Source organism: Pseudomonas sp. St316, from assembly GCF_018325905.1.
In the GTDB taxonomy this organism is placed as follows: Bacteria; Pseudomonadota; Gammaproteobacteria; order Pseudomonadales; family Pseudomonadaceae; genus Aquipseudomonas.
The window spans coordinates 5,025,192-5,049,541 of sequence record NZ_AP021901.1 but is presented as its reverse complement, the minus strand read 5'-3'; the positions used below and the strand labels follow the sequence as shown (position 1 = coordinate 5,049,541).

At 59.9% G+C, this 24,350-nt stretch carries 24 protein-coding genes; 12 read left to right on the top strand and 12 right to left on the bottom strand.

Going from position 1 to position 24,350, the window contains the following annotated elements:
* Positions 1 to 67 precede the first annotated feature (67 nt).
* On the top strand, positions 68 to 712 hold the full coding sequence (locus tag KI237_RS22440) for a hydrolase (RefSeq protein ID WP_008018228.1): 645 nt from the start codon (positions 68 to 70) through the stop codon (positions 710 to 712).
* 108 nt (positions 713 to 820) lie between these two features.
* Here KI237_RS22440 and KI237_RS22435 read toward each other — a convergent pair whose 3' ends face one another.
* Complete coding sequence (locus tag KI237_RS22435) at positions 821 to 2,119, bottom strand: mechanosensitive ion channel family protein (RefSeq protein WP_212797110.1); 1,299 nt, start codon at positions 2,117 to 2,119, stop codon at positions 821 to 823.
* A 193-nt stretch (positions 2,120 to 2,312) separates the two neighbouring features.
* Here KI237_RS22435 and KI237_RS22430 point away from each other — a divergent pair, with 193 nt between their 5' ends.
* Entirely contained in the window at positions 2,313 to 3,659 is a 1,347-nt protein-coding gene (locus tag KI237_RS22430; protein ID WP_212797109.1) for a DEAD/DEAH box helicase, read from the top strand.
* 246 nt (positions 3,660 to 3,905) lie between these two features.
* Here KI237_RS22430 and KI237_RS22425 read toward each other — a convergent pair whose 3' ends face one another.
* Complete coding sequence (locus tag KI237_RS22425) at positions 3,906 to 4,181, bottom strand: hypothetical protein (protein ID WP_212800678.1); 276 nt, start codon at positions 4,179 to 4,181, stop codon at positions 3,906 to 3,908.
* 352 nt (positions 4,182 to 4,533) lie between these two features.
* On the opposite strand from KI237_RS22425, the gene KI237_RS22420 reads away from it, so the two are divergent.
* Positions 4,534 to 7,020 (top strand): sialidase family protein, encoded by a 2,487-nt coding sequence (locus KI237_RS22420; RefSeq protein WP_212797108.1) that lies wholly within the window; start codon positions 4,534 to 4,536, stop codon positions 7,018 to 7,020.
* 181 nt (positions 7,021 to 7,201) lie between these two features.
* On the opposite strand, the gene KI237_RS22415 is transcribed toward KI237_RS22420, so the two are convergent.
* A complete protein-coding gene (locus KI237_RS22415; protein ID WP_212797107.1) occupies positions 7,202 to 7,474 on the bottom strand; it encodes a hypothetical protein in 273 nt (90 codons plus the stop codon).
* 594 nt (positions 7,475 to 8,068) lie between these two features.
* Between KI237_RS22415 and KI237_RS22410 the strand changes: the two genes are divergently transcribed.
* Together KI237_RS22410 and KI237_RS22405 are read left to right on the top strand one after the other, a co-directional pair.
* Positions 8,069 to 8,347, top strand: coding sequence for a BrnT family toxin (locus KI237_RS22410; protein ID WP_212797106.1), 279 nt, complete (start codon positions 8,069 to 8,071; stop codon positions 8,345 to 8,347).
* Positions 8,325 to 8,582 carry a BrnA antitoxin family protein gene (locus tag KI237_RS22405; protein WP_212797105.1) on the top strand — a complete coding sequence of 86 codons (258 nt, stop codon included), beginning with the start codon at positions 8,325 to 8,327 and terminating at the stop codon, positions 8,580 to 8,582. The genes KI237_RS22410 and KI237_RS22405 overlap by 23 nt, the downstream gene beginning before the upstream one ends.
* A 201-nt stretch (positions 8,583 to 8,783) precedes the next feature.
* Here KI237_RS22405 and KI237_RS22400 read toward each other — a convergent pair whose 3' ends face one another.
* Positions 8,784 to 9,515: a DUF899 domain-containing protein gene (locus KI237_RS22400; protein WP_212797104.1), complete on the bottom strand. Its 732-nt coding sequence runs from the start codon at positions 9,513 to 9,515 to the stop codon at positions 8,784 to 8,786.
* A gap of 185 nt (positions 9,516 to 9,700) precedes the next feature.
* Here KI237_RS22400 and KI237_RS22395 point away from each other — a divergent pair, with 185 nt between their 5' ends.
* Entirely contained in the window at positions 9,701 to 10,093 is a 393-nt protein-coding gene (locus KI237_RS22395; RefSeq protein WP_212797103.1) for a transcriptional regulator, read from the top strand.
* A gap of 156 nt (positions 10,094 to 10,249) precedes the next feature.
* Here KI237_RS22395 and KI237_RS22390 read toward each other — a convergent pair whose 3' ends face one another.
* From KI237_RS22390 to KI237_RS22380, 3 genes are all read right to left on the bottom strand, one after another.
* Positions 10,250 to 11,116, bottom strand: a complete 867-nt coding sequence (locus KI237_RS22390) for a DUF6279 family lipoprotein (protein WP_212797102.1) — start codon at positions 11,114 to 11,116, stop codon at positions 10,250 to 10,252.
* Between the two features lie 81 nt (positions 11,117 to 11,197).
* Positions 11,198 to 11,914: a TorF family putative porin gene (locus KI237_RS22385; RefSeq protein ID WP_212797101.1), complete on the bottom strand. Its 717-nt coding sequence runs from the start codon at positions 11,912 to 11,914 to the stop codon at positions 11,198 to 11,200.
* Positions 11,915 to 12,108: 194 nt separating this feature from the next.
* On the bottom strand, positions 12,109 to 12,297 hold the full coding sequence (locus KI237_RS22380) for a PFL_1563 family small protein (protein ID WP_018607615.1): 189 nt from the start codon (positions 12,295 to 12,297) through the stop codon (positions 12,109 to 12,111).
* A gap of 339 nt (positions 12,298 to 12,636) precedes the next feature.
* Here KI237_RS22380 and KI237_RS22375 point away from each other — a divergent pair, with 339 nt between their 5' ends.
* On the top strand, positions 12,637 to 13,473 hold the full coding sequence (locus KI237_RS22375; protein WP_212797100.1) for a CvfB family protein: 837 nt from the start codon (positions 12,637 to 12,639) through the stop codon (positions 13,471 to 13,473).
* 398 nt (positions 13,474 to 13,871) lie between these two features.
* On the top strand, positions 13,872 to 15,317 hold the full coding sequence (locus KI237_RS22370; RefSeq protein ID WP_212797099.1) for an NCS1 family nucleobase:cation symporter-1: 1,446 nt from the start codon (positions 13,872 to 13,874) through the stop codon (positions 15,315 to 15,317).
* Here the strand turns inward: KI237_RS22370 and KI237_RS22365 are convergent, their stop codons facing one another.
* The gene (locus KI237_RS22365; protein ID WP_212797098.1) at positions 15,318 to 16,487 is read right to left on the bottom strand and encodes an MFS transporter; all 1,170 of its coding nucleotides are present in this window, start codon (positions 16,485 to 16,487) and stop codon (positions 15,318 to 15,320) included.
* A 103-nt stretch (positions 16,488 to 16,590) separates the two neighbouring features.
* Between KI237_RS22365 and ptrR the strand changes: the two genes are divergently transcribed.
* Together ptrR and KI237_RS30775 are read left to right on the top strand one after the other, a co-directional pair.
* Positions 16,591 to 17,484 (top strand): putrescine utilization regulator PtrR, encoded by an 894-nt coding sequence (gene ptrR / locus KI237_RS22360; protein ID WP_212797097.1) that lies wholly within the window; start codon positions 16,591 to 16,593, stop codon positions 17,482 to 17,484.
* 139 nt (positions 17,485 to 17,623) lie between these two features.
* Entirely contained in the window at positions 17,624 to 17,752 is a 129-nt protein-coding gene (locus tag KI237_RS30775; protein WP_283246241.1) for a PA1414 family protein, read from the top strand.
* Positions 17,753 to 17,959: 207 nt separating this feature from the next.
* On the opposite strand, the gene KI237_RS22355 is transcribed toward KI237_RS30775, so the two are convergent.
* The 4 genes from KI237_RS22355 to speB all read right to left on the bottom strand — a co-directional run bounded on the left by KI237_RS22355 (position 17,960) and on the right by speB (position 22,477).
* Positions 17,960 to 19,348, bottom strand: a complete 1,389-nt coding sequence (locus KI237_RS22355) for a sodium:solute symporter family protein (RefSeq protein WP_212797096.1) — start codon at positions 19,346 to 19,348, stop codon at positions 17,960 to 17,962.
* Between the two features lie 197 nt (positions 19,349 to 19,545).
* Entirely contained in the window at positions 19,546 to 21,060 is a 1,515-nt protein-coding gene (locus KI237_RS22350; protein WP_249410763.1) for a purine-cytosine permease family protein, read from the bottom strand.
* 49 nt (positions 21,061 to 21,109) lie between these two features.
* The gene (locus KI237_RS22345; RefSeq protein WP_212797094.1) at positions 21,110 to 21,517 is read right to left on the bottom strand and encodes a YybH family protein; all 408 of its coding nucleotides are present in this window, start codon (positions 21,515 to 21,517) and stop codon (positions 21,110 to 21,112) included.
* 9 nt (positions 21,518 to 21,526) lie between these two features.
* Positions 21,527 to 22,477: an agmatinase gene (speB, locus tag KI237_RS22340; RefSeq protein ID WP_212797093.1), complete on the bottom strand. Its 951-nt coding sequence runs from the start codon at positions 22,475 to 22,477 to the stop codon at positions 21,527 to 21,529.
* 324 nt (positions 22,478 to 22,801) lie between these two features.
* Between speB and KI237_RS22335 the strand changes: the two genes are divergently transcribed.
* Positions 22,802 to 23,695 carry a LysR family transcriptional regulator gene (locus KI237_RS22335; RefSeq protein WP_212797092.1) on the top strand — a complete coding sequence of 298 codons (894 nt, stop codon included), beginning with the start codon at positions 22,802 to 22,804 and terminating at the stop codon, positions 23,693 to 23,695.
* A gap of 2 nt (positions 23,696 to 23,697) precedes the next feature.
* Entirely contained in the window at positions 23,698 to 24,294 is a 597-nt protein-coding gene (locus KI237_RS22330) for a tRNA-uridine aminocarboxypropyltransferase (protein WP_212797091.1), read from the top strand.
* Positions 24,295 to 24,350: the final 56 nt, after the last annotated feature.

The following is a 24,350-nucleotide window of genomic DNA, read 5'->3' as shown; positions in this document are numbered from 1 at the left end:
AACACTGACGAAGGCCACGAAAACTTACCTAACTCATTGAATTGACGAAATTAAAAAGGACCACATCATGTCTATCCGCGAACTGCTGAACCCAACCAACTCCGCTCTGATCCTGATCGACCACCAGCCACAAATGGCCTTCGGCGTGCAGTCGATCGACCGCCAGACCTTGAAGAACAACACCGTCGGCCTGGCCAAGGCGGCGAAGATCTTCAACGTGCCGACGATCTACACCTCGGTCGAAACCGAGAGCTTCAGCGGCTACATCTGGCCTGAGTTGCTGGCGGTTCACCCGGACCAGAAACCCATCGAGCGCACCTCGATGAACTCCTGGGAAGACAAGGCGCTGGTTGACGCGGTAAAGGCCACCGGGCGCAAGAAACTGATCATCGCGGCGCTGTGGACCGAGGTCTGCCTGACCTTCCCGGCACTGGAAGCATTGGCCGAAGGCTACGAGGTGTACATCGTCACCGACGCCTCCGGTGGTACCAGCAAAGAAGCCCACGACATGTCGGTACAGCGGATGATTCAGGCTGGCGCGGTGCCGGTGACCTGGCAACAAGTGCTGCTGGAATACCAGCGTGACTGGGCGCACAAGGACACTTACGAGGCGGTCATGGAACTGGTACTGGAACACAGCGGCGCCTATGGCATGGGCGTGGACTACGCCTACACGATGGTGCACAAGGCGCCGCAGCGCCAGGTCAAGTAACCCGGCGTCGGGACACAACCCTGGTGGGAGTCGAGCTTGCTCGCCCCGCCGGGGTTTTGCTGTTTTGGGCTGTCACGCATCTCTTCCACAGGGGAATGGGGGTTGGCTTTAGACCACCTGCTTCTGTGGCTCCGGGAGATGGCTCACCCCCAGCACCGCCGGCAGCAAGCCCGAGCGCAAGTCCGTGCCGCTGGGCTGCTGGTACAGGTTCAGCCCGAACTCCGGCATCACCGCCAGCAGGTAATCGAAGATATCCCCCTGGATGCGCTCGTAGTCGGTCCATGCGGTGGTGCGGGTGAAGCAGTAGATTTCCAGCGGGATGCCCTGGGCGGTGGTCTGTAGCTGACGGACCATGCAGGTCATGTTCGGCTGGATCTCGGCGTGGCTTTTCAGGTACGCCAGCGCATAGGCGCGGAACGTGCCCAGGTTGGTCATGCGCCGACGGTTGGCCGACATGGCCGCGACGTTGCCCTGGGCCTCGTTCCAGGCCTTGAGTTCGGCCTGCTTGCGACCGATGTAGTCGGTCAGCAGGCGCACCTGGGTCAGGCGCTGTTCTTCCTCGTCATGCAGGAAACGCACGCCGCTGGCGTCGATGAACAGGCTGCGCTTGATCCGCCGGCCGCCGGATTGCTGCATGCCGCGCCAGTTCTTGAACGATTCGGACATCAGGCGCCAGGTCGGGATCGAGACAATGGTCTTGTCGAAATTCTGCACCTTGACCGTGTGCAGCGTGATGTCCACCACGTCACCGTCGGCGCCGACCTGGGGCATCTCGATCCAGTCGCCGACCCGCAGCATGTCGTTGCTGGTCAGTTGCACGCTGGCGACGAACGACAGCAGGGTGTCCTTGTAGACCAACAGGATCACCGCCGACATCGCCCCCAGGCCCGACAGCAGCAACAGTGGCGAACGGTCGATCAGGGTGGCAACGATGATGATCGCGCCAAAGACATACAGCACCATCTTCGTCAGTTGCACGTAGCCTTTGATCGAGCGGGTACGTGCATGCTCAGTGCGGGCGTAGACATCCAGCAGGGCGCTGAGCAGGGCACTGAGGCTCAACACCATGAACAGGATGGTGAAAGCCAGGGCGACATTGCCCAGGAAAATCATGCTGGTCTTGCTCAGTTCCGGCACCAGGTGCAGGCCGAACTGGATGATCAGCGACGGCGTCATCTGCGCCAGGCGATGAAAGACCTTGTTCTGGCGCAGGTCGTTGACCCAGTTCAAGGCCGGTTGGCGCCCCAGCAACTTGGCGGCGTGCAAAATCAGGTAGCGCGCCACGCGCCCAAGCACGAGGGCGATGACCAGCAGCAACATCAGGGCTAGGCTGGAATGCAGGAGCGGGTGCTGGTCAAGGGCACCCCAGAGGTCTTGAATGTTGACCCAGAGTTGTTTGATGTCCATGGAAAAAAGGGTTCTTCTATAAAGACGCGACGGGACGATTAGAGCATTTAAGCCCGCTCAAGTGACCGTTGATGCAATAACGGCTGATAAAAATGCACTGATTTACCGCCGTTTGTATAAAGAAACTCGGCCTTCGCGCTCGAAACCGTTACCCTATGCAGCTGTTTTTTTGCATTTCTTCGAGGTAGCACCCGTGTTTTCCCAATTCGCCCTGCACGAACGCCTGCTCAAAGCCGTGGCCGAGCTTAAATTTGTCGAGCCAACGCCGGTGCAGGCAGCGGCTATTCCGCTCGCGCTCCAGGGGCGTGACCTGCGGGTGACGGCGCAAACCGGCAGCGGCAAGACCGCCGCGTTCGTGCTGCCGATCCTCAACCGCCTGATCGGCCCAGCCAAGGTCCGCGTCAGCATCAAGACCCTGATCCTGCTGCCGACCCGTGAACTGGCCCAGCAGACCCTGAAGGAAGTGGAGCGCTTCTCGCAATTCACCTTCATCAAGTCCGGCCTGATCACCGGCGGCGAAGACTTCAAGGTCCAGGCCGCCATGCTGCGCAAGGTGCCGGACATTCTGATCGGCACCCCAGGGCGGATGATCGAGCAGTTGAACGCCGGCAACCTTGACCTCAAGGAAGTCGAAGTACTGGTGCTGGACGAAGCCGATCGCATGCTCGACATGGGCTTTGCCGAAGACGTGCAGCGCCTGGTGGACGAATGCGTCAATCGCCAGCAGACCATGCTGTTTTCCGCCACCACTGGCGGCTCGGGCCTGCGCGAGATGATCGCCAAGGTGCTGAACAACCCTGAGCACTTGCAGCTCAACGCGGTCAGCCAACTGAACGCCACCACCCGCCAGCAGATCATCACCGCTGACCACAACCAGCACAAAGAACAGATCGTCAACTGGTTGCTGGCCAACGAGACCTACGAAAAAGCCATCGTATTCACCAACACCCGGGCCATGGCCGACCGCATCTACGGCCGCCTGGTGGCTCAGGAATACAAGGCGTTCGTGCTGCACGGCGAGAAAGACCAGAAGGACCGCAAGCTGGCCATCGACCGTCTCAAGCAGGGCGGGGTGAAAATCCTCGTCGCCACCGACGTCGCCGCTCGCGGCCTGGACGTGGACGGCCTGGACATGGTCATCAACTTCGACATGCCTCGCAGCGGCGATGAGTACGTGCACCGCATCGGTCGTACCGGCCGCGCCGGTAACGACGGCCTGGCGATCTCGCTGATCTGCCACGGCGACTGGAACCTGATGTCGAGCATCGAGCGCTACCTCAAGCAGAGCTTCGAGCGCCGCACCATCAAGGAAGTCAAAGGCACCTACGGCGGGCCGAAGAAGGTCAAGGCCTCGGGCAAAGCGGTTGGCGTGAAGAAGAAAAAGGTCGACGCCAAGGGCGACAAGAAGAAAACCGGCGCCAAGGCTCCAACCAAACGCAAAATCGCCAACCGCCCGAAGACCGACGCCCTGTCGCTGGTCAGCAAGGACGGCATGGCCCCGCTCAAGCGCCGCAAGCCAGAGGCGCCAGCGGCTGAGTGAGTTGGCGACTGTGCCCCATAAAAAACCGGACTTGGGTCCGGTTTTTTTATGGGTAATTGAATCTAACGCAAAGCCCCGTGGCGAGGAAGTGAACCAGGCCCTGTGGTGAGGGATTTGTGGGAGCAAAGCTTGCTCGCGACACAGGCGCTTCGATTTCTGAAAAGCCGCGTCGCCTTCATCGCGGGCAAGCCTTGCTCCCACAAATCCCCTCGCCACAAAAAGCGGGTGATGCTCGGCTTTGGCTGATTACCCGGCTTTCTTTTTCGCGTTCTTCAACTCTTCCAAGCGCTTATCAATCAACTGGCACTTGTCCGGCACATCCTTGCTGGCAGTCTCCAGGTCCATGGCCTGCAACTCGTCGTTCATTTCCTTGGCCTTGTCCGGGTTCTGCTCGGTGAGCTTGGTCACTTCATTTGCCAATTGTTCGCGCTTGGCGGTCGCTTCCTCTGGCGTGCAAGTGGCCCAGGCTGGCAAGGCGCAGGTGAGGGCGGCGGCGAGGGTGAGCTTCAGGAGGTTTTTCATCATGGAGCCTCGTATTCCTTGTTGGGCAGATAATGGGTTGAGGCCCGAGTTGGATGGAAAGTTCACCTTGAGTCGCCACCGCTTGAGGTCTTTTTCGGCGTTCGCCTAGCCGATATTAAACAGTCGACTACCATGGAGGATGCGCCTGCCGCACATCCGCCTGCAAAAGCCGGAGCGTGCCTGCAGTCGATGCCCTCCAACCCCATGTGTTATCCATGAATAACAACGCAGGTGAGTACAAAAACGGTTGAGCCTGGCACTTCGCGGTCAGTGCAGATCACGCTTCAGCAATGGAATAACTACCCAGGCACATGTCAGGCCTGTGGTAGACACTCACTCAAGGAATGAATCTATGAGCATTGAAGCAATACTCAGTCGGCTGATGTTGTGCTTGTGTGGTTTATTTATTATCTCCTCGACCTATGCGCAGAGTGTGATTGTCGCAACGCCGCAACAAGGCGTGGGGATTGAAGTCGATGTTTTTGATCATCCGGATGCCTCAAGTGGCAAGCCTTCTTCAACGAGCGTGGTGCCCTACAGTTCATCGTACTTTGTCCCCGTGGTGCAGTCGTTCAAGGGCAAGGTCTACATGTTCTGGGCCAGCAACACTGATCAAAAAAATATCTATTTCTCGTATTCAACAGAGGGGAAGGCCTGGTCTGCACCGAACACTATCCCGGTCGGTAACATCTACAGTGGCGTCTCCGTCACCGTATTCAAGCAAAAGCTGGTACTGACCTTTGCCGACGCCCCGCGCCAACAGTTAAAGACCATCAGTTCCGACGACGGCACCCATTGGTCCCCTGTGGACTCGGTCAATACAATCCATACCGCGCTGAGTAACAAAGCCGTCGTGTACAACGGTCAGTTGTTTGTCTTGTACAACGAGAACGGCGGCAAGGCGGTTTACTACGTGACCTACGACGGCCTTAGATGGAGCCCGGAAAAAACCGCATTCCAGGAAGGCCCCGACACGATTGGGAACCTGGTACCGGTCGTCTATAACGGTAATTTGAGGGTCTATTACACTTTTTTTAACGGCGGCCTGTTCGAACGTACTTATGACCGAGGAGGTAATTGGGGCGCGAAGCAGGGACTGACGGGGATCCCTGGCAAGAGTTTCTTGAACAGCGCGACGATGTTCAATGACCGCCTATTCATCAGCAGTGGCCCCAATACTTTTTATTCAACCGATGGGCTCAAATGGGCACCCTATTTCGCTTTTTCCGGACGTTCTGCCTACCCCTCCGGATTGGGTGTTTCCTATGGCATTACTACAAACGATCTCACGGGGAACAACCCGCAATTGCCCGCTGACCTGGCGACGGGCCTGAGTCATACCGACTATGCAACGTTCGCCTGGCGGAGCTTTTTCGCACTGAACAATACCGCCAAGGCACCGTTGCCGGCCAACCGTGGCGTCGGCAACCCCGGCAGCAGCTTTGCCGATTCGGGCATGATGCCAACGTCTCCCAGCCCCTTGTTATGGCAAACCTTCGCTCACCGCACCGAGTTGTTTCCAGCAGGACCACAAAAAAACACCGCAGGTGGTCCGACGCGTCCGTTTGGTTCTGACCCGCAATACAGCTATATACAATTTCCCAAGGGTATTCGTTTGGCGCCAGGCGCCACCTTTAATCTTTACAACAATCTGGATGAAGCGACCCAAATAGGACAAAACGCTATTTTCTTCCCGACCAATCCGCCAAATGTGGCGAAGACACGGGGCGATTATGCCCCGTCAAACGACAGCCAGATTCTGTTCGAGGCCAAGGCGAACCCCGTCATTTATGAGTATGCGAAAGGCCTGAGCAGCTTCCCGGATACCCATGTAGTGCTGCCCGACGGCGCGGTTGAGGTCAAGGCGACATGGCGCAAGCTGGCAGACATCCCGGCACAAAATCGCGGGCGCTACCATACGGCGAAGGTGGTGACCTATAAGGGCCTCGACAGTGACCCGGTGGCGCAGAACGAAGACTACGCACTGGTAGCCTTGCACATCATCCATAAGACGCCCAACTACCCAACCTTCATCTTCGCCACGTTCGAGCACGAGGACGCCCTGACGCTGGCCGACGGTAAATCACCGACCGGGCTCTACTACATCGCCAACTACAACAAGATTGATTATCCCGGTTTCGATATAAACAATCCCCCGACCGCCACCTTCTCTGACGGCAATAAAACCTACACGGTTTCCCTGCCGAAAGAGGGCGAAGTCGCAAACGCGGCCCTTAATCCGCCGGTGTACTCCGGCAGTAACGGGATCCCCGAAGGGCAGGCCGGGCCGATCCGGGTCGTGCAACCGCTCACTATGCATTCCGAAGTCGTAGCGGTGAACGACCAGGTCAAGCAGCTCATGGACGGCAGCAGCGAGTTCAACAGTTCGGTCTGGAAGCACTATCGGCTCAAGGGGGTACAGGCCATCCCGTCGAGCACTCAAACCGATCCGGATTACTACCTGGCCAATATCATGGTCGAAAGCAGCCAGCCGGGAATCCAGCTGTTTCGTGGGAGCAACGTATTCCCCATCCCGAATACCAACATCCTGACCAATGCGCGCAACCAGCCAAACATCAAGGTACCGGATTACGACCACAGCACTCAAAGCCTGACCATGGGCGGCTGCATGGGGTGTCACGGCATCGCCCAGAGCTCGCTCAAACAAGGTTTCAGCTTCCTGTTCGATGCGATCAATCCCACGTTCAGCAAAGGTGTCACCGGCTTTGCGGGCCCAGAGACTGTAGGTTTACCTGATCCGCGGACCATGAAGGCACGGGCCCTGAAATATTCTTTCGGTCCTCGGAACACGGAGGCAGTTGAGGAGGCGGGCAAGTAGTCGCCATGCACCTGCGAAGCAAAATAGCCCCGCTTTCTGAGGCGGGGCCTTTTCTCTGGTTTTCTCGCAATGGCCTCTGGTGTGCTGAGATATTCTGCGGGGTCAAACGCTGTAAATATCTCGATCACTTTTGCTATCTGTGCATGTGAAAAACGGGCGACCCAAGGGGCGCCCGTTTTCGTTATTCAGCCGCTTGAGCTCGCAGCCGTCTTCCAATCACATCCATCACGTCGCACCCATCACGCAAGGCTATCGTCAGCATCTTGCAAAAGTCCGAAAGCACCAGCGTATCGGAGCTGATATCCGAGCGGAATGCGATGTTTTCCAGCACTTGGGTCACGGTGCGGATGCGGTAGTCGGCGGTTTCGAACAGGACGTCGAGTGGTGCTTCGGTGTCGATGAGCAGGGTGGCGGGGATGCAGTCGATGCCGGTGATGGGCATGTATCTGGTCATAGCAAGAGCCTCGAAAGTTGGTGAGTCTCTCTGTCGATTCGGGTCGCCAAACCCGGTCGTCTATTTGGGCGACGAAGCAATATAGGGTGGTCCGCTCTCAGCTCACAAGACGCCGCTTTCCGAGCTTTATGTAGGACCTTTGACCTAGCAGTTGTTGGCTTTGGCCCAGGTAAAGCAAGCGCCTGCTGCGCAGCCGAGCGGGAGCTCCCTCGCCACGGGAGCAGCGATTGATTTGAGGGTTGTGCTTAGCAGCAGCGAGCGTGGAGCTTGGCTCCTTCGTATTCATCGTAATGGCGGAGTGAGCCCCCGTTTCCTACTTAGGACCTGTTTGTCATCTTGTCTGTCCGTTTCGCAGGAGGTTTCCATCTCCGTACAGGACCTTTCGCACTTCTTTACCGGATGCGACTGATTTTAGATGGGCAGTTACGACAATAATCTTAGGGAACGAGGCGTCCTGCGCCGAACACGTTTTCGTCTCCTGAATTTTTTCCAATGTCGCTAGTGATCCGATGGTCAGTTCTTGAGCTACCAAGGGCTGTGTATTTTTGCGGAGGAGAGTAGTGTGTATGTACGTAAGTAAGTACAGAAGGTCCCATGCTATTTGAATGGGACGAAGCCAAGAACCGGGCCAACGTCCTTAAGCACGGTATCGACTTCAACGACGTGCCGGACATCTTTCAGCACCCGATGCTGGCCTTGCACGATGAGCGAATGGACTACGGCGAAGAGCGCTGGATCACTATTGGACTGATCAAAGCGATGATTGGCGTGGTCGTGTACACCGAGCGACGGGGTAATGTGATTCGCATCATCTCCGCTCGTAAAGCCACTAAACAAGAGGCCATACGTTATGTCGAAAACATCGAAAACTGACTGGGAGCGCTTGGCCAAGTTGAATGACGCGGACATCGATACCAGCGATATCCCTGAACTAGATGAGGATTTCTTCCGGCGCGCTGAGCTGCGTGTGCCGGTCAAGCAGGCGGTGACCATTCGCCTTGATGCCGATGTGGTCGAGTGGTTCAAGGGGCAGGGCGCGGGCTATCAAACACGCATCAATCAGCTTCTTCGCCAATACATGCAGGCTCAGCAGGGCCATCGTCGATAAGCAAATTAATGCTATGAAGCGGGCGACTGAGAAGTCGCCCGTTGTCATTAATTCTGTTACCTGCGCTCGCAGCTCTTCCGATTACCTCAAACCTGTTGCGCAGCGCTGTGGTTAAGGCAAAAACGGGCGACTGCTGCACAGTCGAGCGGGAGCAAGCTCCCGCGCCACGGGGATCGCGCTCGACTTGCGCGGGTTGGCGCATCAACCATGGCAGCAGCTACGTGGCTCGGCCTTTTCGTACTTATCGTGATGCCGCACCCAGTCCATGATTTCGTCTTCGTTGCGGCCCTTGGGCGTCAGGTCGAGGTAGTTGTAGGTACCGACCAGGATGTCCAGGCCACGGGCGTAGGTGGAGTAGGTGTGGAAGATGTCGCCGGCTTCGTTGCGATAGAAGACGCTCAGGCCAGGGAGTTCGCCTTCGGCGCTGTCGGTTTTTTCGTAGTTGTAGGTGGCTTTTCCGGCGGCGGTGTCTTCGGCTTTGAAGCTGACGCCGAAGTCGTAGTTGAAGTCGCAGGCTTGCGACGAGACCCAGTCGAACCTCCAGCCCATGCGGTGCTTGAAGGGTTGGAATTCGGCGAAGGACGCTCGCGAAACGGCCACCACGGCGACGTCGTGGTGGGCCAGGTGTTGGTTGGCGCCGTCGATGTGGTCGGATAGGAACGAGCAGCCTTGGCAGCCTTCTGTCCAGCCGGGGCCGAACATGAAGTGATAGATGATCAGTTGGCTGCGTCCGCCGAACAGGTCGGTCAGGCTCAGTTCGCCTTGTGGGCCTTGGAAGCGGTAGGGTTTTTCGATTTTTACCCAGGGCAGTGCGCGGCGTTCGGCGCTGAGTTTGTCTCGTTCGCGGGTGAAGGCTTTTTCGTGGGCCAGGTGTTGGCGGCGGGCGGCGAGCCATTCTTCCCGCGAGACGACTGGATGATTCTCTACGTTCATGGTGATGTCTCCTGTGGTCAGGGCCGCTAAATCGGCCTTCAACAGTTGGTCGTCTGGCCTGGGAGCAATTCGACAGGCCGTTGGTCGGTTCAAGGTTGAGACCGCCTGGAAACCCGGCTGAACGGCGGCGCAGCGCCTCGGTCACAACCTAGGTAGGCATCTCACTCTTTGGAGGATGGACCAGGATGACGACTTATAACTGGGACTTGATCGAACTGTTGTTGCACGAAGTGCAGAACGGCGCCGGTCACAGCTTTGCTCCTCGGGCTTACGCGGAGCAGTACGCGGCAGCGAAAGCGGCTGAAGGCGAGGCGATCGAGAACCTCGATCATCTGAAAGCGGTTGCCGGGGAGTATGAAAAGTTGTTGCTGCAGCGTAACTATATCGAGCCTAGGCCGGAGGAAGAGGGCGGTAATGGCGAGAACTTTGTGCTGACGCCGCGTGGTTCGCGGTTGTTAAGCCTGATCGACAGCAGCATCCCGGGCAATGATCATCCGCGCCAGGTGCTGGATGAGCAGGACGATGCGCTGGATGAGTTTACGTTCGAGGATTTGGCTTCGAAGGCGCAGATTGCCTGACAGGCCTGTACTGAATCCCGTGGGAGCTGGGCTTGTGTGGGAGCAAGGCTTGCCCGCGATGCAGGCAACACGGTCTATCAGATGGACCGAGGTGATGCTATCGCGGGCAAGCCTTGCTCCCACAGAAGCTCGCTCTCAAATGGGATCTCAGTGGTTTTAGGAACGTGCTGCCTTCAGGCACTTCAAATCAGTGAAATCCTTCTTTACCCCGTCGATTTTCTTCAGCAGCCGTTCGCGCTGGGTCGGTGTGCTTTCGGCCATCAGGTCCACCAGCAGGCTGCGGGCCTGGGCTTCGGTTTTGCTGAAGGCCTCGCGGTAGGCGGGGGTCCAGAGGCTTTCGCGGTTGACCAGCAATTGTTCGATGCGTTTGGGGAAGTCGGGGCTGTGGCGTTGGGCCACGGCTTGGCTGAACTGGTTTTGCCAGTGGGCGCGGTTGGCGATCCATTGCTGGTTCTGGTCGCCGAGGGCGGTGGACCAGGCCATCACGCGCTGGCGCTGGGCATCATTGAGCGGGCCGAGCCAGTCGTTCAGGCGTTTCTCCATGCGGTCGCTGCGTGCCTGGATCTGCTCCTGCAAGGACGGCTTGAGGTATTCCTTCTGGCGTTTGCGCTGGTCCTTGACGAAGGCGGCGTCCATGTCATCGACTTGGTCGTCGTTCAGGCCTTGCAGCAGTTCGATGGCCGAGGGGGTGATTTCCCGGGCGGTCTCGGCGATGGCGGCCTTGGCTTCCCGGGTGCGTTGTTGGAGGGCTTCGTCGGTCACCTGGTCGGTTTGTACCATGGTCTTGAGGCGATCCAGCCAGTCGAGGTAGCCGGGCAGTTGGGTGGTGCAATGCCAGCTCAGGTGTTCCTTGAGGCGTTCGTTGAACCAGTCCTTTTTCTCGCCATTGATCTCCAGGTAATCGTTGAGGGTCCAGGGAATGATCAAGTCGAGGTTGCGGTAGGCCAGGCCGATGCGGCTGCAGGCAGTGAGCGTCAGCAGCAGGGCGATGAACATGGCAATGCGGGTCAACCAGCGCGGCATGAGCGAGTCCTTGCGAGGGCGTAGGTGCTTTGTTTGAGCATTGCAGAGGCGCGGCAGTTCAGCCGATTAGATGCGTAACGCTTAGTAAAAAGGGTGGGCCATCTTGAGGGTCAGCAGGCTGTCGCATTCGCTGTTGTGGCCGGAATACGCCGAGCAACTGCTGCCGCTGAGGCTTGAGTCGCTGTAGATCAGGTCCAGGTCGAGGCCCTTCCATGGGCGGGAAATTTTCAATGACCAGTCACTGAAACTGCCGACATAACCGTTCTCGACCGAGACAGGGGTGTTGAGTTGGTGGGTGGTGTATTTGGCGCTGATGCCAATGCCGAACGGTATGTTGCCGCCCAAGTCGGCAAACAGCGTGCTGTTCTGTTTGTCCGGGTCGTTGCTCAGGGCTGCGCCGAAGCGGCTGCCGAGCACGGTCAGGCCGCCGAAGAACTCCTGGCTGTCGAGGGTATCGACGGTGGGGTAACTGTAGTGGATCAGGCCGACTTCGTAGCCGAGGGTCTGGTCGAAGGGTTGTTTAAAGCCCATGTAGGAATCGACTTCAAGATCGGCGGAAGGTGTCAGGCCGGCGCTGGGTGACCACTGGCCGACGTACCAGCCGCTGTCATGGCTCAGGTCCAGGCCACCATGGAACGAGCCGGTGCTCGACGGCGTGACCAGGCCCTGGGCCATGCTGCGGCTGGGCGTGGTGCCGAGCTTGAGGTCGAAGTCGCCGAGCTCGCGCTGGAACACCTGCCCCTGAGCGAGGGAACAGGTCATAAGGCCGATCATCGACACAACAATAGGGATACGCATGCTTCACTCCAGAAATAGCGAGAAGCAGGATCGGTACGAAGCTGAAACGCTTGAGCTAGAGAGGTGAAAGCATACCGGCGAATGCTCGGCTGCGAAGGCCGTTCGTCGATTCATGGGAAATGGGTGGGGCGGGGGAGGGTTCCAGTCCAAGCGCTTCGAAGCTCAAAGCGCTTTGGGACCAGGTGACGCGTTGGTTACTTCTTGCCCAGGCTGATCTGCTTGGACGGGCCGAATGTCTGGCCGCTGACGCCTTTGGCAATTTGCTGGATCTCGCCGCCGGACTTGAGAAACGCGGCGATCTGGTCGTTGATCGACTCGCTGGTTTCAACGGCTGGAGCTGGCTTTGCTTTGCTGTTGGATGCTTTTACGCGCATGACGGCCATTAACCTGTAGATAATTAATTGGGCCAGGCATCGTACAGGAAATACTTGACAATTGCTTGGTAAATATCCTTCTGAATTATCGCTGTCGTGATGGGAATAATGAGCGGTTATCTGGCAATTATTGCCCTAAGCCTCTGTTTTTAAATAACACACTGGGCGAAATACGGCGTTGAGGGCGAGCTGTACGCACCGTCGGCCGCCTGACGAATGGCCGTGCCTGCGTCGAAAGCCCAGGAAAATCAATGGCTGTGCAGGGCCTTGCCAGCAAACATCGCCTGCGGCCACGAATCGCGCCGCAAAACCGGGTAGAATGCCGCCCACGCAATGAGGGTATTGGAAATGGCTTTAGTCGGGCGCTACAACAGTTTGCAAGTGGTTAAACACACTAACTTCGGTTTATATCTGGACGGCGGTGCGGACGGCGAAATCCTGCTGCCCAACCGATATATTCCCAAGGATATTCCCAGTGAAGATGAAGACTGGCTCAATGTTTTTATTTATCTGGACAGCGACGACAAACTGATCGCCACCACGGAAAAGCCTAAAGTTCAGGTGGGTGAGTTCGCCAGCCTGAAAGTGGCTGAAGTCAACAGCATCGGCGTGTTCCTGGACTGGGGGCTGCCCAAGGATCTGTTGCTGCCGTACTCCGAAGAAAAGCGCCAGTTGACCGCCGGCGAGTACTGCGTGGTGCACGTCTACCTCGACAAGCACACCCGCCGCATCACCGCCACCGCGCGTCTGGATCGTTATCTGGACAAGACCCCGGCCAACTACACGCCGGGCCAGGAAGTTGACTTGCTGGTCGCCGAAGCCACTGACATGGGCTTCAAGGCAATCATCAACAACAAGCACTGGGGCCTGATCCACAAGAACGAAATCTTCAAGTTCATGCGTGCTGGCAAACAGGAAAAAGGCTTCATCAAGGAAATCCGCCCGGACGGCAAGATCAGCCTGAGCCTGCAGCCCGTGGGCCAGGAAGCCGCCACCAGCCTGAACGCCAAGATCCTCGCCAAGTTGCGTGAGAACAACGGCACGTTGCCGGTCAGTGACAAGAGCGACCCGGTGCTGATCAGCAGCCTGTTTGGCGTGAGCAAGGGCAACTTCAAGAAAGCCATTGGTGCGCTGTACAAGAATGGGCAGATTGTCATTCATGCCGATCGCATTGAATTGAGTTGATCTCAGCCGAGCCACAGCATCTGTGGCAAGTAAGGATTTAATGTGGCCAGGGAGGCCAGCTGTGGGAGCAAGGCTTGCCCGCGATGAAGGCGATGCGGTCTTTCTGATACCGAGGCGCCTGTTTCGCGAGCAAGCTTTGCTCCCACACCGCGGCGCGCTACGACCTTCCTCTGTATACAAAATCCTGCACCTTTAGCATGCACTCACGCCCTGTTCATGGGCGTGTGCCTGCTTTTGCTTGGCTTTTAACCTCGCTGCACACCGCGGTTTGTCTCACATTCTTCGCCTGTGGCACGCATTCTGCGTAGCGCTTCGTATACAAACCATGCCGGCTCCCGTGCGCAGTATGGTGAGCAGGTCGATGCGGGGGCACGGCGGTACTCAAAAGGAGCCCCGCAATGTCCGAGCAATTGCCCAACGGCTACAGCCCCCGCCTCTATAACGAGGACTTGGGCCCGCTGCCGCAGAAATGGAATTGGTACAACATTTTCGCCTTCTGGATGAGCGATGTGCACAGCGTGGGTGGCTACGTATTCGCCGCCAGCCTGTTCGCGTTGGGCCTGGCAAGCTGGCAGGTGTTGATCGCCTTGCTGGGTGGGATCTGCATCGTGCAGTTGATCGCCAACCTGGTCGCCAAGCCGAGCCAGCAGGCGGCAGTACCGTACCCGGTGATCTGTCGGCTGGCGTTCGGCGTGTTCGGGGCGAATATTCCTGCCGTCATTCGTGGCTTGATCGCCGTGGCCTGGTACGGCATTCAGACGTACCTGGCCTCCAGTGCGTTGATCATTGTGGTGTTGCGGTTTTTTCCTTCGATGGAAGCCTACGCGACGCCGCATTTTGCCGGTTTGTCCTACCTGGGCTGGTTCGGTTTCCTCAGCTTGTGGTTCGTCCAGGCGCTGGTGTTCTGGACCGGTATGGAATCGATCCGTCGTTTCATCGACTGGGCCGGGCCGGTGGTCTATGCGGTGATGTTCCTGTTGGCCGGTTGGATCGTGTGGAAGGCCGGCTGGAGCAACATCAGCTTCACCCTGGGGGAAAAGTCCCTGTCCGGTTGGCAAGCGTTCGGCCAGGTAATCGTGGCGACGGCGCTGGTGGTGTCGTACTTTTCCGGTCCGACCCTGAACTTCGGCGATTTCAGCCGTTACTGCCGGAGCATGTCTGACGTACGCCGGGGGAATTTCTGGGGGCTGCCGGTGAATTTCCTGGCGTTCTCCCTGGTCACCGTGGTGATCGTTTCCGGGACCTTGCCGGTGTTCGGCGAAATGCTCCACGACCCGATTGCCACCGTGGCGCGCATCGACAACAGTGTGGCCGTCTTGCTGGGCGCCTTTGCTTTCGTGACCGCCACCATAGGCATCAACATTGTCGCCAACTTCGTTTCCCCGGCGTTCGACTTCGCCAACGTCGCGCCCAGCAAGATCAGCTGGCGCGCCGGCGGCATGATCGCGGCGGTGGCCTCGATTTTCATCACGCCGTGGAACCTGTTCAATAACCCTGAAGTGATCCACTACACCCTCGACGTGCTGGCGGCGTTCATCGGCCCGCTGTTCGGGATCCTGCTGGTGGATTACTACCTGATCAAAAAACAGCAGATCGACGTCGACGCGCTGTTCAATGACGGGCCGAGCGGGCGCTATTACTACAGTGGCGGCATTAACTGGACTGCGGTGAAGGCGTTGATCCCGGCGACGTTGATGGGCGTGGCGATCACCTTCACACCGCTGCTGCAACCGATGGCCAACTTTGCCTGGTTCACCGGTTGCTTCCTCGGCGGGGTGTTGTATTTCGCCTTGGCGCGACGCGAGTTGGCTGCGCACCTGAGCCCATCGCTCAGCCAGGCCTGATCAACGCAGCGCGGTCTGGGCGCATGGCCTTGCCGCGCCCCGGCTGGCGGGCCGCAGCAGCAGGCCGCCGGCCAGCAGCAGACCGCTGCCGGCGATGATCAGCGCTGGTTGCAGGCCGCCGCTGAAATGGCTGCTCAACGCCGCCAGCAGAGGCCCGCTGAGCTGGCCCACGGCAAAGCAGGCGGTCAACAGGCCAGCGTTGCGCTGGGTGGCGTGGGGCGCCAGTTCCCGGGAGCGCAGCATCACCAGCTGCATACAAGCCAGGAACGGCGTGCCACACAGGATCACCCCCAACGCCAGCCCCGGTCCACTGCCCAGCAGGCAGGCAAATACTCCAGCGGCTTGCAGCCAGAGCGTACCCATCAGCCAGCGACCGGTGGTGTTCGGGTTGGGGCGACGCAGGCTGACCAGCAACACGCCGCTGGCGGCCGCCAAGCCGAAGCAGGGCCAGAACAGGTCTGCTTGCCATTGCCCGTGGAACTGCGCCGAGGCCATCTGCGACAGGAATGTCGCCGGAATGATGTAGCCCACACCGTACAGGGCGTACACCACGCCAAGTCGAGTGATGCCACGGTTTGGCGAGGCGCTGACGGGTGTTGCAACGACCGCGGCGGCGGGCTGTGGCAGGATCGGCAAGATCACCAGCAGCATCACCAACGCCACGCCGGCATACACCAGCCACAGCGTCGCGGAGGTCTGGCCCAGCAGGTTCGAACCCAGGGCGAGCAGGCCGGTCAGGAAAATTCCCAGCCCCGGTCCGGCAAACACCAGTGCGCCGAGCCGTGGCCGTCCCGCCGTGGCTGCCAAGGGTTGGCTCAGGGCGGTGATCATCACCAGCACCCAGGCGCTCGCCACGCCAGTGCCAAAACGCAAGGCCAGGTGTGGCCAGAAACCCCAGGCCCAGAACGACGACAAGGTCAGCAGCACGCACAACCACAAGCCGCCGAGCAACCGCTGCCGCACCTGTTCCGGACGGCGGGCGAACATGGCATCCAGCGCGCCGAGGAAATAACCCAGGTAGTTGGCCGCAGCAATCAGACCGGCGGCGGTCAAGTCGATCTGACCTTCGCCGATCAAATGAGGTAACTGGGGCGTAAGGGCGAAGCGGCCGATGCCCATGGCCATCATCAGAGCGATGAAACTGCCGAGCAGGCGAATAAGAGGTGACATGGTCGTTCTCCAGCGTCGAGGCGAATGACCGTCAGGCTAGGACCGATTGACTTTCATTAAAAATGAATAATAGTGAGTAACTTGTTCTTTTTTGGAGAATGTCGTGGAGTTCAGCCAATTACGGATTTTCCAGGCCGTGGCCGAGGAAGGTTCCATCACCCGGGCCGCCGAGCGCCTGCACCGGGTGCCGTCGAACCTTTCGACCCGGCTCAAGCAGCTTGAAGAGCAACTGGGCGTGGACCTTTTCCTGCGTGAGCGTCAGCGTTTGCAGTTGTCACCGGCAGGAAAAGTCCTATTGGACTATGCGGCCAGGCTGTTCGCCTTGCACGACGAGGCCCATGCCGCCGTGCAGGGCGGGCAGCCGGCCGGGGATTTTCTGCTGGGCACGATGTACAGCACGGCGGCGACGCATCTGCCGGACTTGCTGGCGACTTATCACCGGGCGTATCCGGCGGTGAACCTGCAAGTGCAGTCCGGGCCGAGTGGCGAATTGCTTGAGGGCCTGCTCACCAATCGTCTCGACGCGGCGTTGGTGGACGGCCCGCTGGAGCTGGCGGGGCTCGACGGCGTGCCGTTGTGCGACGAGCGGTTGGTACTGATTACCGAGGCCGATCATGCGCCGGTACGCAGCGCGCTGGATGTGCAGGGACGCGCGGTGTTCACGTTCCGGCGTGGTTGCTCCTATCGGATGCGTTTGGAGGCCTGGTTTGCCCATGACCACGCGACCATGGGCCGGGCGATGGAAATCGAGTCTTACCAAGGGATGCTGGCGTGTGTGATCGCCGGGTCCGGGGTGGCGTTGATGTCCGAGTCGATGCTGGCCAGCCTGCCGGGCCGCGAGCGGGTGACGGTGCATCCGCTGGCCGAGCCGTTTGCCAGCGCCACGACCTGGCTGATGTGGCGCAAAGGCATGGTCGGGGCCAACCTCAACGCCTGGATCGAATTGCAACAACAGGCCTGGCCGCGAGCGTCCATGACGACGGCGCAATCGGCTTGAACTCCGGGAGGTGGATTTGGATCAATTCAGTAACAGATCATTGCAAACTGAGACGAGCATTGCGTAGAACATCGGACTATTATCAGTGCGAAGGGGCCACAGTAATTTGCCGCTCGTACCACCCTGAGGGGGCACCACGATGAAAGAGAAAATCCAGAATTGGCTTCACGACCTGGGTGTTGCGCTTGGCCTGATCGAGCCACCGATGCAACCGATACCGATCCGCACCGATGACGATCAACGCCGCCGCCAACCGCGCCGCCGGTAAACCCACCAGGAATTTGGAGAGATCGCAGTTCCGGACCATTTCAATAGAGATGGCCCGGAACTGCGATCTTTTTATTGTTCAAGACAGAATCTGTGGGAGCGAGCTTGCTCGCGATAGCGGTGGACGGGGATGCATTTATGTTGAATGTACCGCCGTCATCGCGAGCAAGCTCGCTCCCACAGGGATCTCATTGCCGAGAGTTGGCGGTCAAACCACCTTGGCCACCGCACTCGGCCGTGGCGACAACACACTCACCACGACGAAACTCACCAGTGCCACGCTCAGGCTGTAGTAGATCGGCGTGTTGGCGTCCAGGCCGTCCTTGAGCATGAAGAACAGCGCGGTCAGGAAGCCCAGCGACATGCTGGTGATCGCGCCGGCGGTGGTGGCGCGTTTCCAGTAGATGGCGCCGATCAGCGGGATCAGCATGCCGCCCACCAACAGGTTGTAGGCCAGGGTCAGGGCGCTGATGACGTCGCTGACCACCAGGGCGATCACCAAGACCACCGCTCCCATCAACAAGGTTGCGATGCGGTTTTCATGGACGTCGCCGCTGCCGCTTTCACGACCCTGGCGCAGGCGGGGCAGCAAGTCCTGGACGACCGTGGTGGACGCCGCGAGCAGGCCCGCTGCGGCGGTGGACATCAGGGCTGCCAGGGCGGCGGCGATCACCAATCCACGAATGCCGTTGGGCAGGCTGGTCTGGACGATGCTGGCGAAGGCGTTGTTGACGTTCGCCAGGTCCGGCAGCAAGACCTTGGCCGCCATGCCGATCAATGCACCGGCCAGGCCGTACAGCACGCAGTACAGGCCGGCGGCGGTGCCAGCCACTTTCGCCACACTTTCGCTGCGAGCGGTGAACACTCGCTGCCAGATGTCCTGGCCGATGAAAATGCCGAAGAAGTAGATCAGGAAGTAGGTGAGGATGGTGTCCCAGCCAATCGCGGTGAAATCGAAGTAGCTGGCCGGCAATGCCGCCACCATTGCATCCCAGCCGCCGGCATCGACGATGGACATTGGCATCAGCAGGAACACCAGGCCAACGGTCATGATCAGGAATTGCACGATGTCGGTGAGGGTCAGCGACCACATGCCGCCGATGGTGGAATACAGCACCACCACACCACCGCCCACCAGGATCGACACCCAGAACGGCAAGCCGAACAGCACCTGCATCACGGTGCCGATGGCGATGGTCGAGGTGGCGCCGATCATCAGCGCATAAACCAGCATGATCAGCGCGCTGGCCTGGCGCGCGGTCGGGTTGTAGCGGCGCTCCAGCACTTGGGTCACGGTGTAGATCTTGAGCTTGAGCAACGGCTTGGCGAGGAACAGGCTGAGGCCGACGATGCCCAGGCCGATGGCGCCGCACAGCCAGAATCCGGAAATGCCGTAGACGTAGCCCAGGCGCACGGTGCCAATGGTGGACGCACCGCCCAGCACGGTGGCGGCCATGGTGCCCAGGTAAAAGCCCGGGCCGAGGTTGCGCCCGGCGACCAGGTAGTCGTCACGGGTCTTGGCGCGGCGCATGCCGTACCAGCCGAGGGCGATCATGCCGGCGGCGTAGATGAGAACGACGATTAAGTCCAAAGCCATGATGGCGTGTCTCCGATTGTCTTTTTTTTATGGGACGAGGCGGTGCTGTCCCTGGCACTGCAGCCTCAGTGCGAACGCGCTGTTGTGGCGAGGGAGCTTGCTCCCGCTCGGTTGCGCAGCAACCGCTAAAAGCTTGGGGCCGCTGCGCAGCCCAGCGGGAGCAAGCTCCCTCGCCACAGGTATTTCGTTGTCTCGGGTCAGGCGGTCTGTCTGAGGGAGGGTTTATCGATTGGCTCCGAGGATCCCTCGCTACGCGGATCCTCCGGTCCATACACCGCCGCCGGCTCTGGAAACACCCCCAGCAGCACCAGGTACACCACCGAGGCCAGGCCCAGGGTCACTGGCAGGCTGATGTCGATCCCGCCGGCCAGTTCCCCCAGCGGCCCGACGAACTGCCCCGGCAGGTTGACGAAGCACAACCCCACCAGCGCGCTGGGGATCCACGCCCCCAGGCCGCGCCAGTTCCAGCCGTGGCTGAACCAGTAGCGCCCGCCGGTTTCGCCGCGGGTGAACACTTGCAGGTCATCCGGGCAGTAGAAGCCACGGCGCACCAGCAGGCCGATGATCATGATCACCATCCATGGCGTGGTGCAGGTGATGATCAGCACGGCGAAGGTCGAGACGCTCTGCACCAGATTCGCCGCGAAGCGCCCGATGAAGATGAAGGCAATCGACAGTACGCCGATCAGCAACGTCGCCTTGACGCGCGACAGCACCCGTGGAAACACGCTGGACATGTCAAGGCCAGTGCCATACAGCGACGTGGTGCCGGTGGACATGCCGCCGATCACCGCGATCAGGCACACCGGCAGGAAGAACCAGCTCGGCGAAACCGCCAGCAGCCCACCCACGTAATTGTTGGCCGCGATGTAGTCCGGCGCCTTGATCGCGACGATGGTGGCGGTGGCGAGGCCGAACAGAAACGGAATCAATGTCGCCAGTTGCGCAGCGATCACGGCCAGCATGATGCGGCGCTTGGGCGTGTTGCGGGGGATGTAGCGCGACCAGTCACCGAGGAACGCACCGAAGGAAATCGGGTTGCTCATGGCCACCAGCGCTGCGCCGATAAACGCCGCCCAGAAGCCCGGCTGGCCGAGGCTGACGGTGCCGGCGAACTGGCTGTCGAAGGTCGGTGCGAAGGCGAAAATGCCCAGCAAAAACAGCAGGCTGGCCGCCCACACGGCGATGCGATTGACCCACAGCATGAAGCGGAAGCCGTAGATGCACACCGTCAATACCAGCAGGGCGAACAGGCCGTAGGCCAGGCCCAGGCTCAGGTCGGTTTCCGGCACGCCGATCAGCCGCTTGGCGCCGCCGATCAACGCGTCCCCCGAACTCCACACCGACAGCGAGAAAAACGCGATGGCGGTCAGCAACGAAAGGAACGAGCCGACGATTCGCCCGTGCACGCCGAAGTGCGCACCGGAAGAAACCGCGTTGTTGGTGCCATTGAGCGGGCCGAACAGGCCCATGGGCGCGAGGATGATCGAACCCACCAGGACGCCCAGCACAATGGCCCAGACCCCGGCCTGGAATGACAGGCCGAACAGCACTGGGAAACTGCCGAGCACGGCGGTGGCAAAGGTATTGGCGCCGCCGAAGATCAGGCGAAACAGGTCGCTTGGGCCAGCGGTGCGTTCGTGGTCCGGGATCTGTTCGACCCCGAAGGTTTCAATTTGCGTAAGGCTGTTGTCGTTATTGTTATGCATGATCTGCTCCGATCATAAAGGCGCGCCCGTCGTGTGCGGGCGTCACCTGTTGCTAAGGGATTGGCAGCCCTTCCGGCATTGCGGACAAATGTTCGTGGCAGGCCAGCCATAGGCCTTGTTGTTCTTGGCGAAACACAATGGTTTCGCGCTCCTGGCTAAAGTGAAGCTCCCTTTGCATGCGCAGCTCGGTGGCCACGTCATGGATGAAAATCGCCACGTCCCCTTGCAGGCTGACGAAGGCGTTGCTCGAGGTGCAATTGAGCACCTCGAAGCCATCCTCGGACCGCCAGCGATCCCACAACACCTGGTAGGCATCGCGTGACAGCAGGGGCTGTTGGAGTGTGTAGAACACGAAGCTCGCATCGTCGGTGAACGCGCCGAAGTAGGCGTCGCGGTCATTGCGGGCGAAGGCCGACACCAAGTTTGCGGCGGCCTGGAGCACCTGGGCCTGTGGGTTCATGGGCGCACCTCAGCGATGAACCACGCCAGGCAGTACGCAGAGCATCTCGTACAGCAGGTTGGCGCCCAGCAGCGAGGTGTTGCCGGTGGTGTCGTACGGCGGCGAGACTTCTACCAGATCGCAACCGACCAGGTCGAGGCCCTGGCAACCACGGACTATTTCGATCGCCTGGATGGTGGTCAAGCCGCCGATTTCCGGGGTGCCGGTGCCAGGGGCCCAGGCCGGGTCGATACCATCGATGTCAAAGCTCAGGTACACCGGGCCGCCGCCGACTTTCTCACGTACTTCGGCCATCAGCGGGGCCAGGGATTTGTGCCAGCATTCTTCGGCCTGGACCACGCGAAAACCCTGGTTGCGGCTCCAGTTGAAATCATCGGCGGTGTAGCCCTGGGCCCGCAGGCCGATCTGCACCACGCGGTCGCAATCGAGCAGGCCTTCTTCCACGGCGCGGCGGAAGGTGGTGCCGTGGGCAATCTTCTCGCCGAACATGTGGTCGTTCACATCGGCGTGGGCGTCGATGTGCACCAGGCCAACCTTGCCGTGTTTCTTGTGGATGGCCCGCAGGATCGGCAGGGTGATGGTGTGATCGCCGCCCAGGGTCAGGGGGATGACGTCGTGTTCGAGGATCTTGTGGTACGACTCCTCGATGATCCGCACCGCGTCCAACAGATTGAAGGTGTTGATCGGCACGTCACCGATGTCGGCCACCGACAGCGAGTCGAACGGCGCGGCACCGGTGGCCATGTTGTAGGGACGGATCATCACCGATTCGGCGCGGATCTCCCGCGGCCCGAATCGGGTTCCGGCGCGCAGGGAGGTGCCGATGTCCAGCGGCACGCCAACGAAGGCAGCGTCCAGGCCGGCAGCGGTTTGCAAATGGGGGAGTCGCATCATGGTGGCGATGCCGCCGAAGCGCGGCATTTCGTTGCCGCCCAGTGGCTGGTGAAGAATCTTGTCCACGGGTAGGGCCTCATCGTTGTTTTATTTATCAGGGGCCGATTCTGCGAAAAGCCTGGAATGGGAAGAATCGCTGGCGGCAAATACTTAGTTCAGATTTTTCTAAACTAATGGCGAGTGGGGCGATAGACTCCCGATCAATCTGCGCAAGCGACGCTGTGGCAGCAAGGCAGGAGCAAGTTTGTGGGAGCAAGGCTTGCCCGCGATGAAGTTCATGCGGTTTCCCCTGGAACCGAGGCGCCCGTATCGCGAGCAAGCTTTGCTCCCACAGATAAATCCCCTCGCCACAAAGTGTGCGGTGAACCCGCCTGTATGGAGACACCCCCAATGGCCAACGCTCTACCCGACCTGAAACTGCTGCGTATCTTCACCAGCGTGGTCCGGCACCAGGGGTTCGCCAACGCCCAGCACGAGCTCAACCTGTCCACGTCGGCCATCAGCACCTACATGAGCCAGCTCGAGTCGGCCCTGGGCCTGGTGTTGTGTCATCGCGGCCGGGGCGGGTTCAGCCTGACCAGCAAAGGTGAGTTGTTCCATCAGGAAACCCTGCGCCTGTTGGGCGAGCTCGAAGGGTTCGAACAGTACGCCGCCGCGCTCAAGGGTGAATTGCGCGGCACGTTGAACCTGGGGGTGATCGACTCCACCGTCAGCGATAAGGCCTTGCCGTTCGCCGAAGCCATCGGCGCCTACAGCCAGGAGCATCCGGCGGTGCATTTGCATTTGTCGGTCATGAGCCCTTACGAGCTGCAACTCGGCGTGCAGGACAACCGCCTGGACCTGGCCATCGGTGCGTTTTCCACGCGCATGAGCGGGCTGGTCTACATGCCGCTGTACCGTGAGCAGCACTGGTTGTATTGCAGCAACCGTCACCCGTTGTTCAACGAGCGGCGCATCCCCGAGCAAGTCATCACCCAGCAGCGCATGGTCGGGCGCGGTTACTGGAGCCAGGCCGAACTGGCCCGTCATGGCTTCAAGCACAGCGCGGCGACGGTGGAGAGCATGGAGGCGCAGTTGATTCTGGTGTTGTCCGGGGCCTACGTCGGTTACCTGCCCGAGCACTACGCCCAGGCGTGGGTCGACAAGGGCGATTTGCGCGTGTTGCTGCCGGCGACCTTCGGCTATCAGGCGCCGTTTTCGATGATCGTGCGCCGTGGTCGCAGCCGCGAGCCGCTGATCCAGACCTTCCGCGATTTGCTCAAAGCTCAACTGAACCAGGCCTGACCATGTCCAGAACTCAATGCCCGCGCTGCCTCAGGCCACAAAGCCATTGCCTGTGCCCGTTGATCCCCAGTCTCGACAGCCGCACCCGCGTCTTGCTGTTGCAGCACCCCAGCGAAGTGAACCACGCCTTGAACACGGCCCGGCTGGCGGCGTTGGGGCTGCGCAACGCCGAATTGATCGTGGGTGAGGTGTTCGAGGATTTGCCCGGGTTGCTCAACCAACCGGGTTATCAGGCGCGGCTGTTGTTTCCCGCCGAGGATGCGCAGCCGCTTCAAGCCTATGCCCCGTCCGGTGAGTCGCTGCTGTTGGTCGTGCCCGATGGCACCTGGCGCAAGGCGCGCAAGCTGCTGCACCTCAACCCACTGCTGGCGGCGTTGCCGCGGGTGACCCTGGCCGAAGGTGGGGTGTCGCGTTATCGCTTGCGCAAGGCGCCGGGCCCTGGGGCGTTGTCGACGGTGGAGGCGATTGTCCAGGCGTTGCAGACATTGGAAGCGCCGAGCAGCTTCGAGCCGTTGCTGAAGCCGTTCGAGGCGTTGATCGAGGGGCAGATTGCGGCGATGGGGCAGGAGACCTTTCGGCGCAATCATGCTGAGAAATAATGGTCGTCCTCGCCGACGCCATCGCGAGCAAGCTCGCTCCCACATTGGATTGATGG

What these genes read in the sequence shown, in the direction of transcription:
- KI237_RS22330 (WP_212797091.1), top strand. Translation starts at nt 23,698, where the DNA reads ATGTCCAGAACTCAATGCCCGCGCTGCCTCAGGCCACAAAGCCATTGC.
- KI237_RS22335 (WP_212797092.1), top strand. Translation starts at nt 22,802, where the DNA reads ATGGCCAACGCTCTACCCGACCTGAAACTGCTGCGTATCTTCACCAGC.
- KI237_RS22405 (WP_212797105.1), top strand. Translation starts at nt 8,325, where the DNA reads ATGTCGAAAACATCGAAAACTGACTGGGAGCGCTTGGCCAAGTTGAAT.
- KI237_RS22410 (WP_212797106.1), top strand. Translation starts at nt 8,069, where the DNA reads ATGCTATTTGAATGGGACGAAGCCAAGAACCGGGCCAACGTCCTTAAG.
- KI237_RS30775 (WP_283246241.1), top strand. Translation starts at nt 17,624, where the DNA reads ATGAAAGAGAAAATCCAGAATTGGCTTCACGACCTGGGTGTTGCGCTT.
- KI237_RS22370 (WP_212797099.1), top strand. Translation starts at nt 13,872, where the DNA reads ATGTCCGAGCAATTGCCCAACGGCTACAGCCCCCGCCTCTATAACGAG.
- KI237_RS22380 (WP_018607615.1), bottom strand. Translation starts at nt 12,297, where the DNA reads ATGGCCGTCATGCGCGTAAAAGCATCCAACAGCAAAGCAAAGCCAGCT.
- KI237_RS22415 (WP_212797107.1), bottom strand. Translation starts at nt 7,474, where the DNA reads ATGACCAGATACATGCCCATCACCGGCATCGACTGCATCCCCGCCACC.
- KI237_RS22435 (WP_212797110.1), bottom strand. Translation starts at nt 2,119, where the DNA reads ATGGACATCAAACAACTCTGGGTCAACATTCAAGACCTCTGGGGTGCC.
- KI237_RS22375 (WP_212797100.1), top strand. Translation starts at nt 12,637, where the DNA reads ATGGCTTTAGTCGGGCGCTACAACAGTTTGCAAGTGGTTAAACACACT.
- KI237_RS22385 (WP_212797101.1), bottom strand. Translation starts at nt 11,914, where the DNA reads ATGCGTATCCCTATTGTTGTGTCGATGATCGGCCTTATGACCTGTTCC.
- KI237_RS22345 (WP_212797094.1), bottom strand. Translation starts at nt 21,517, where the DNA reads ATGAACCCACAGGCCCAGGTGCTCCAGGCCGCCGCAAACTTGGTGTCG.
- KI237_RS22355 (WP_212797096.1), bottom strand. Translation starts at nt 19,348, where the DNA reads ATGGCTTTGGACTTAATCGTCGTTCTCATCTACGCCGCCGGCATGATC.
- KI237_RS22425 (WP_212800678.1), bottom strand. Translation starts at nt 4,181, where the DNA reads ATGAAAAACCTCCTGAAGCTCACCCTCGCCGCCGCCCTCACCTGCGCC.
- KI237_RS22400 (WP_212797104.1), bottom strand. Translation starts at nt 9,515, where the DNA reads ATGAACGTAGAGAATCATCCAGTCGTCTCGCGGGAAGAATGGCTCGCC.
- KI237_RS22440 (WP_008018228.1), top strand. Translation starts at nt 68, where the DNA reads ATGTCTATCCGCGAACTGCTGAACCCAACCAACTCCGCTCTGATCCTG.
- KI237_RS22365 (WP_212797098.1), bottom strand. Translation starts at nt 16,487, where the DNA reads ATGTCACCTCTTATTCGCCTGCTCGGCAGTTTCATCGCTCTGATGATG.
- KI237_RS22395 (WP_212797103.1), top strand. Translation starts at nt 9,701, where the DNA reads ATGACGACTTATAACTGGGACTTGATCGAACTGTTGTTGCACGAAGTG.
- KI237_RS22390 (WP_212797102.1), bottom strand. Translation starts at nt 11,116, where the DNA reads ATGCCGCGCTGGTTGACCCGCATTGCCATGTTCATCGCCCTGCTGCTG.
- KI237_RS22420 (WP_212797108.1), top strand. Translation starts at nt 4,534, where the DNA reads ATGAGCATTGAAGCAATACTCAGTCGGCTGATGTTGTGCTTGTGTGGT.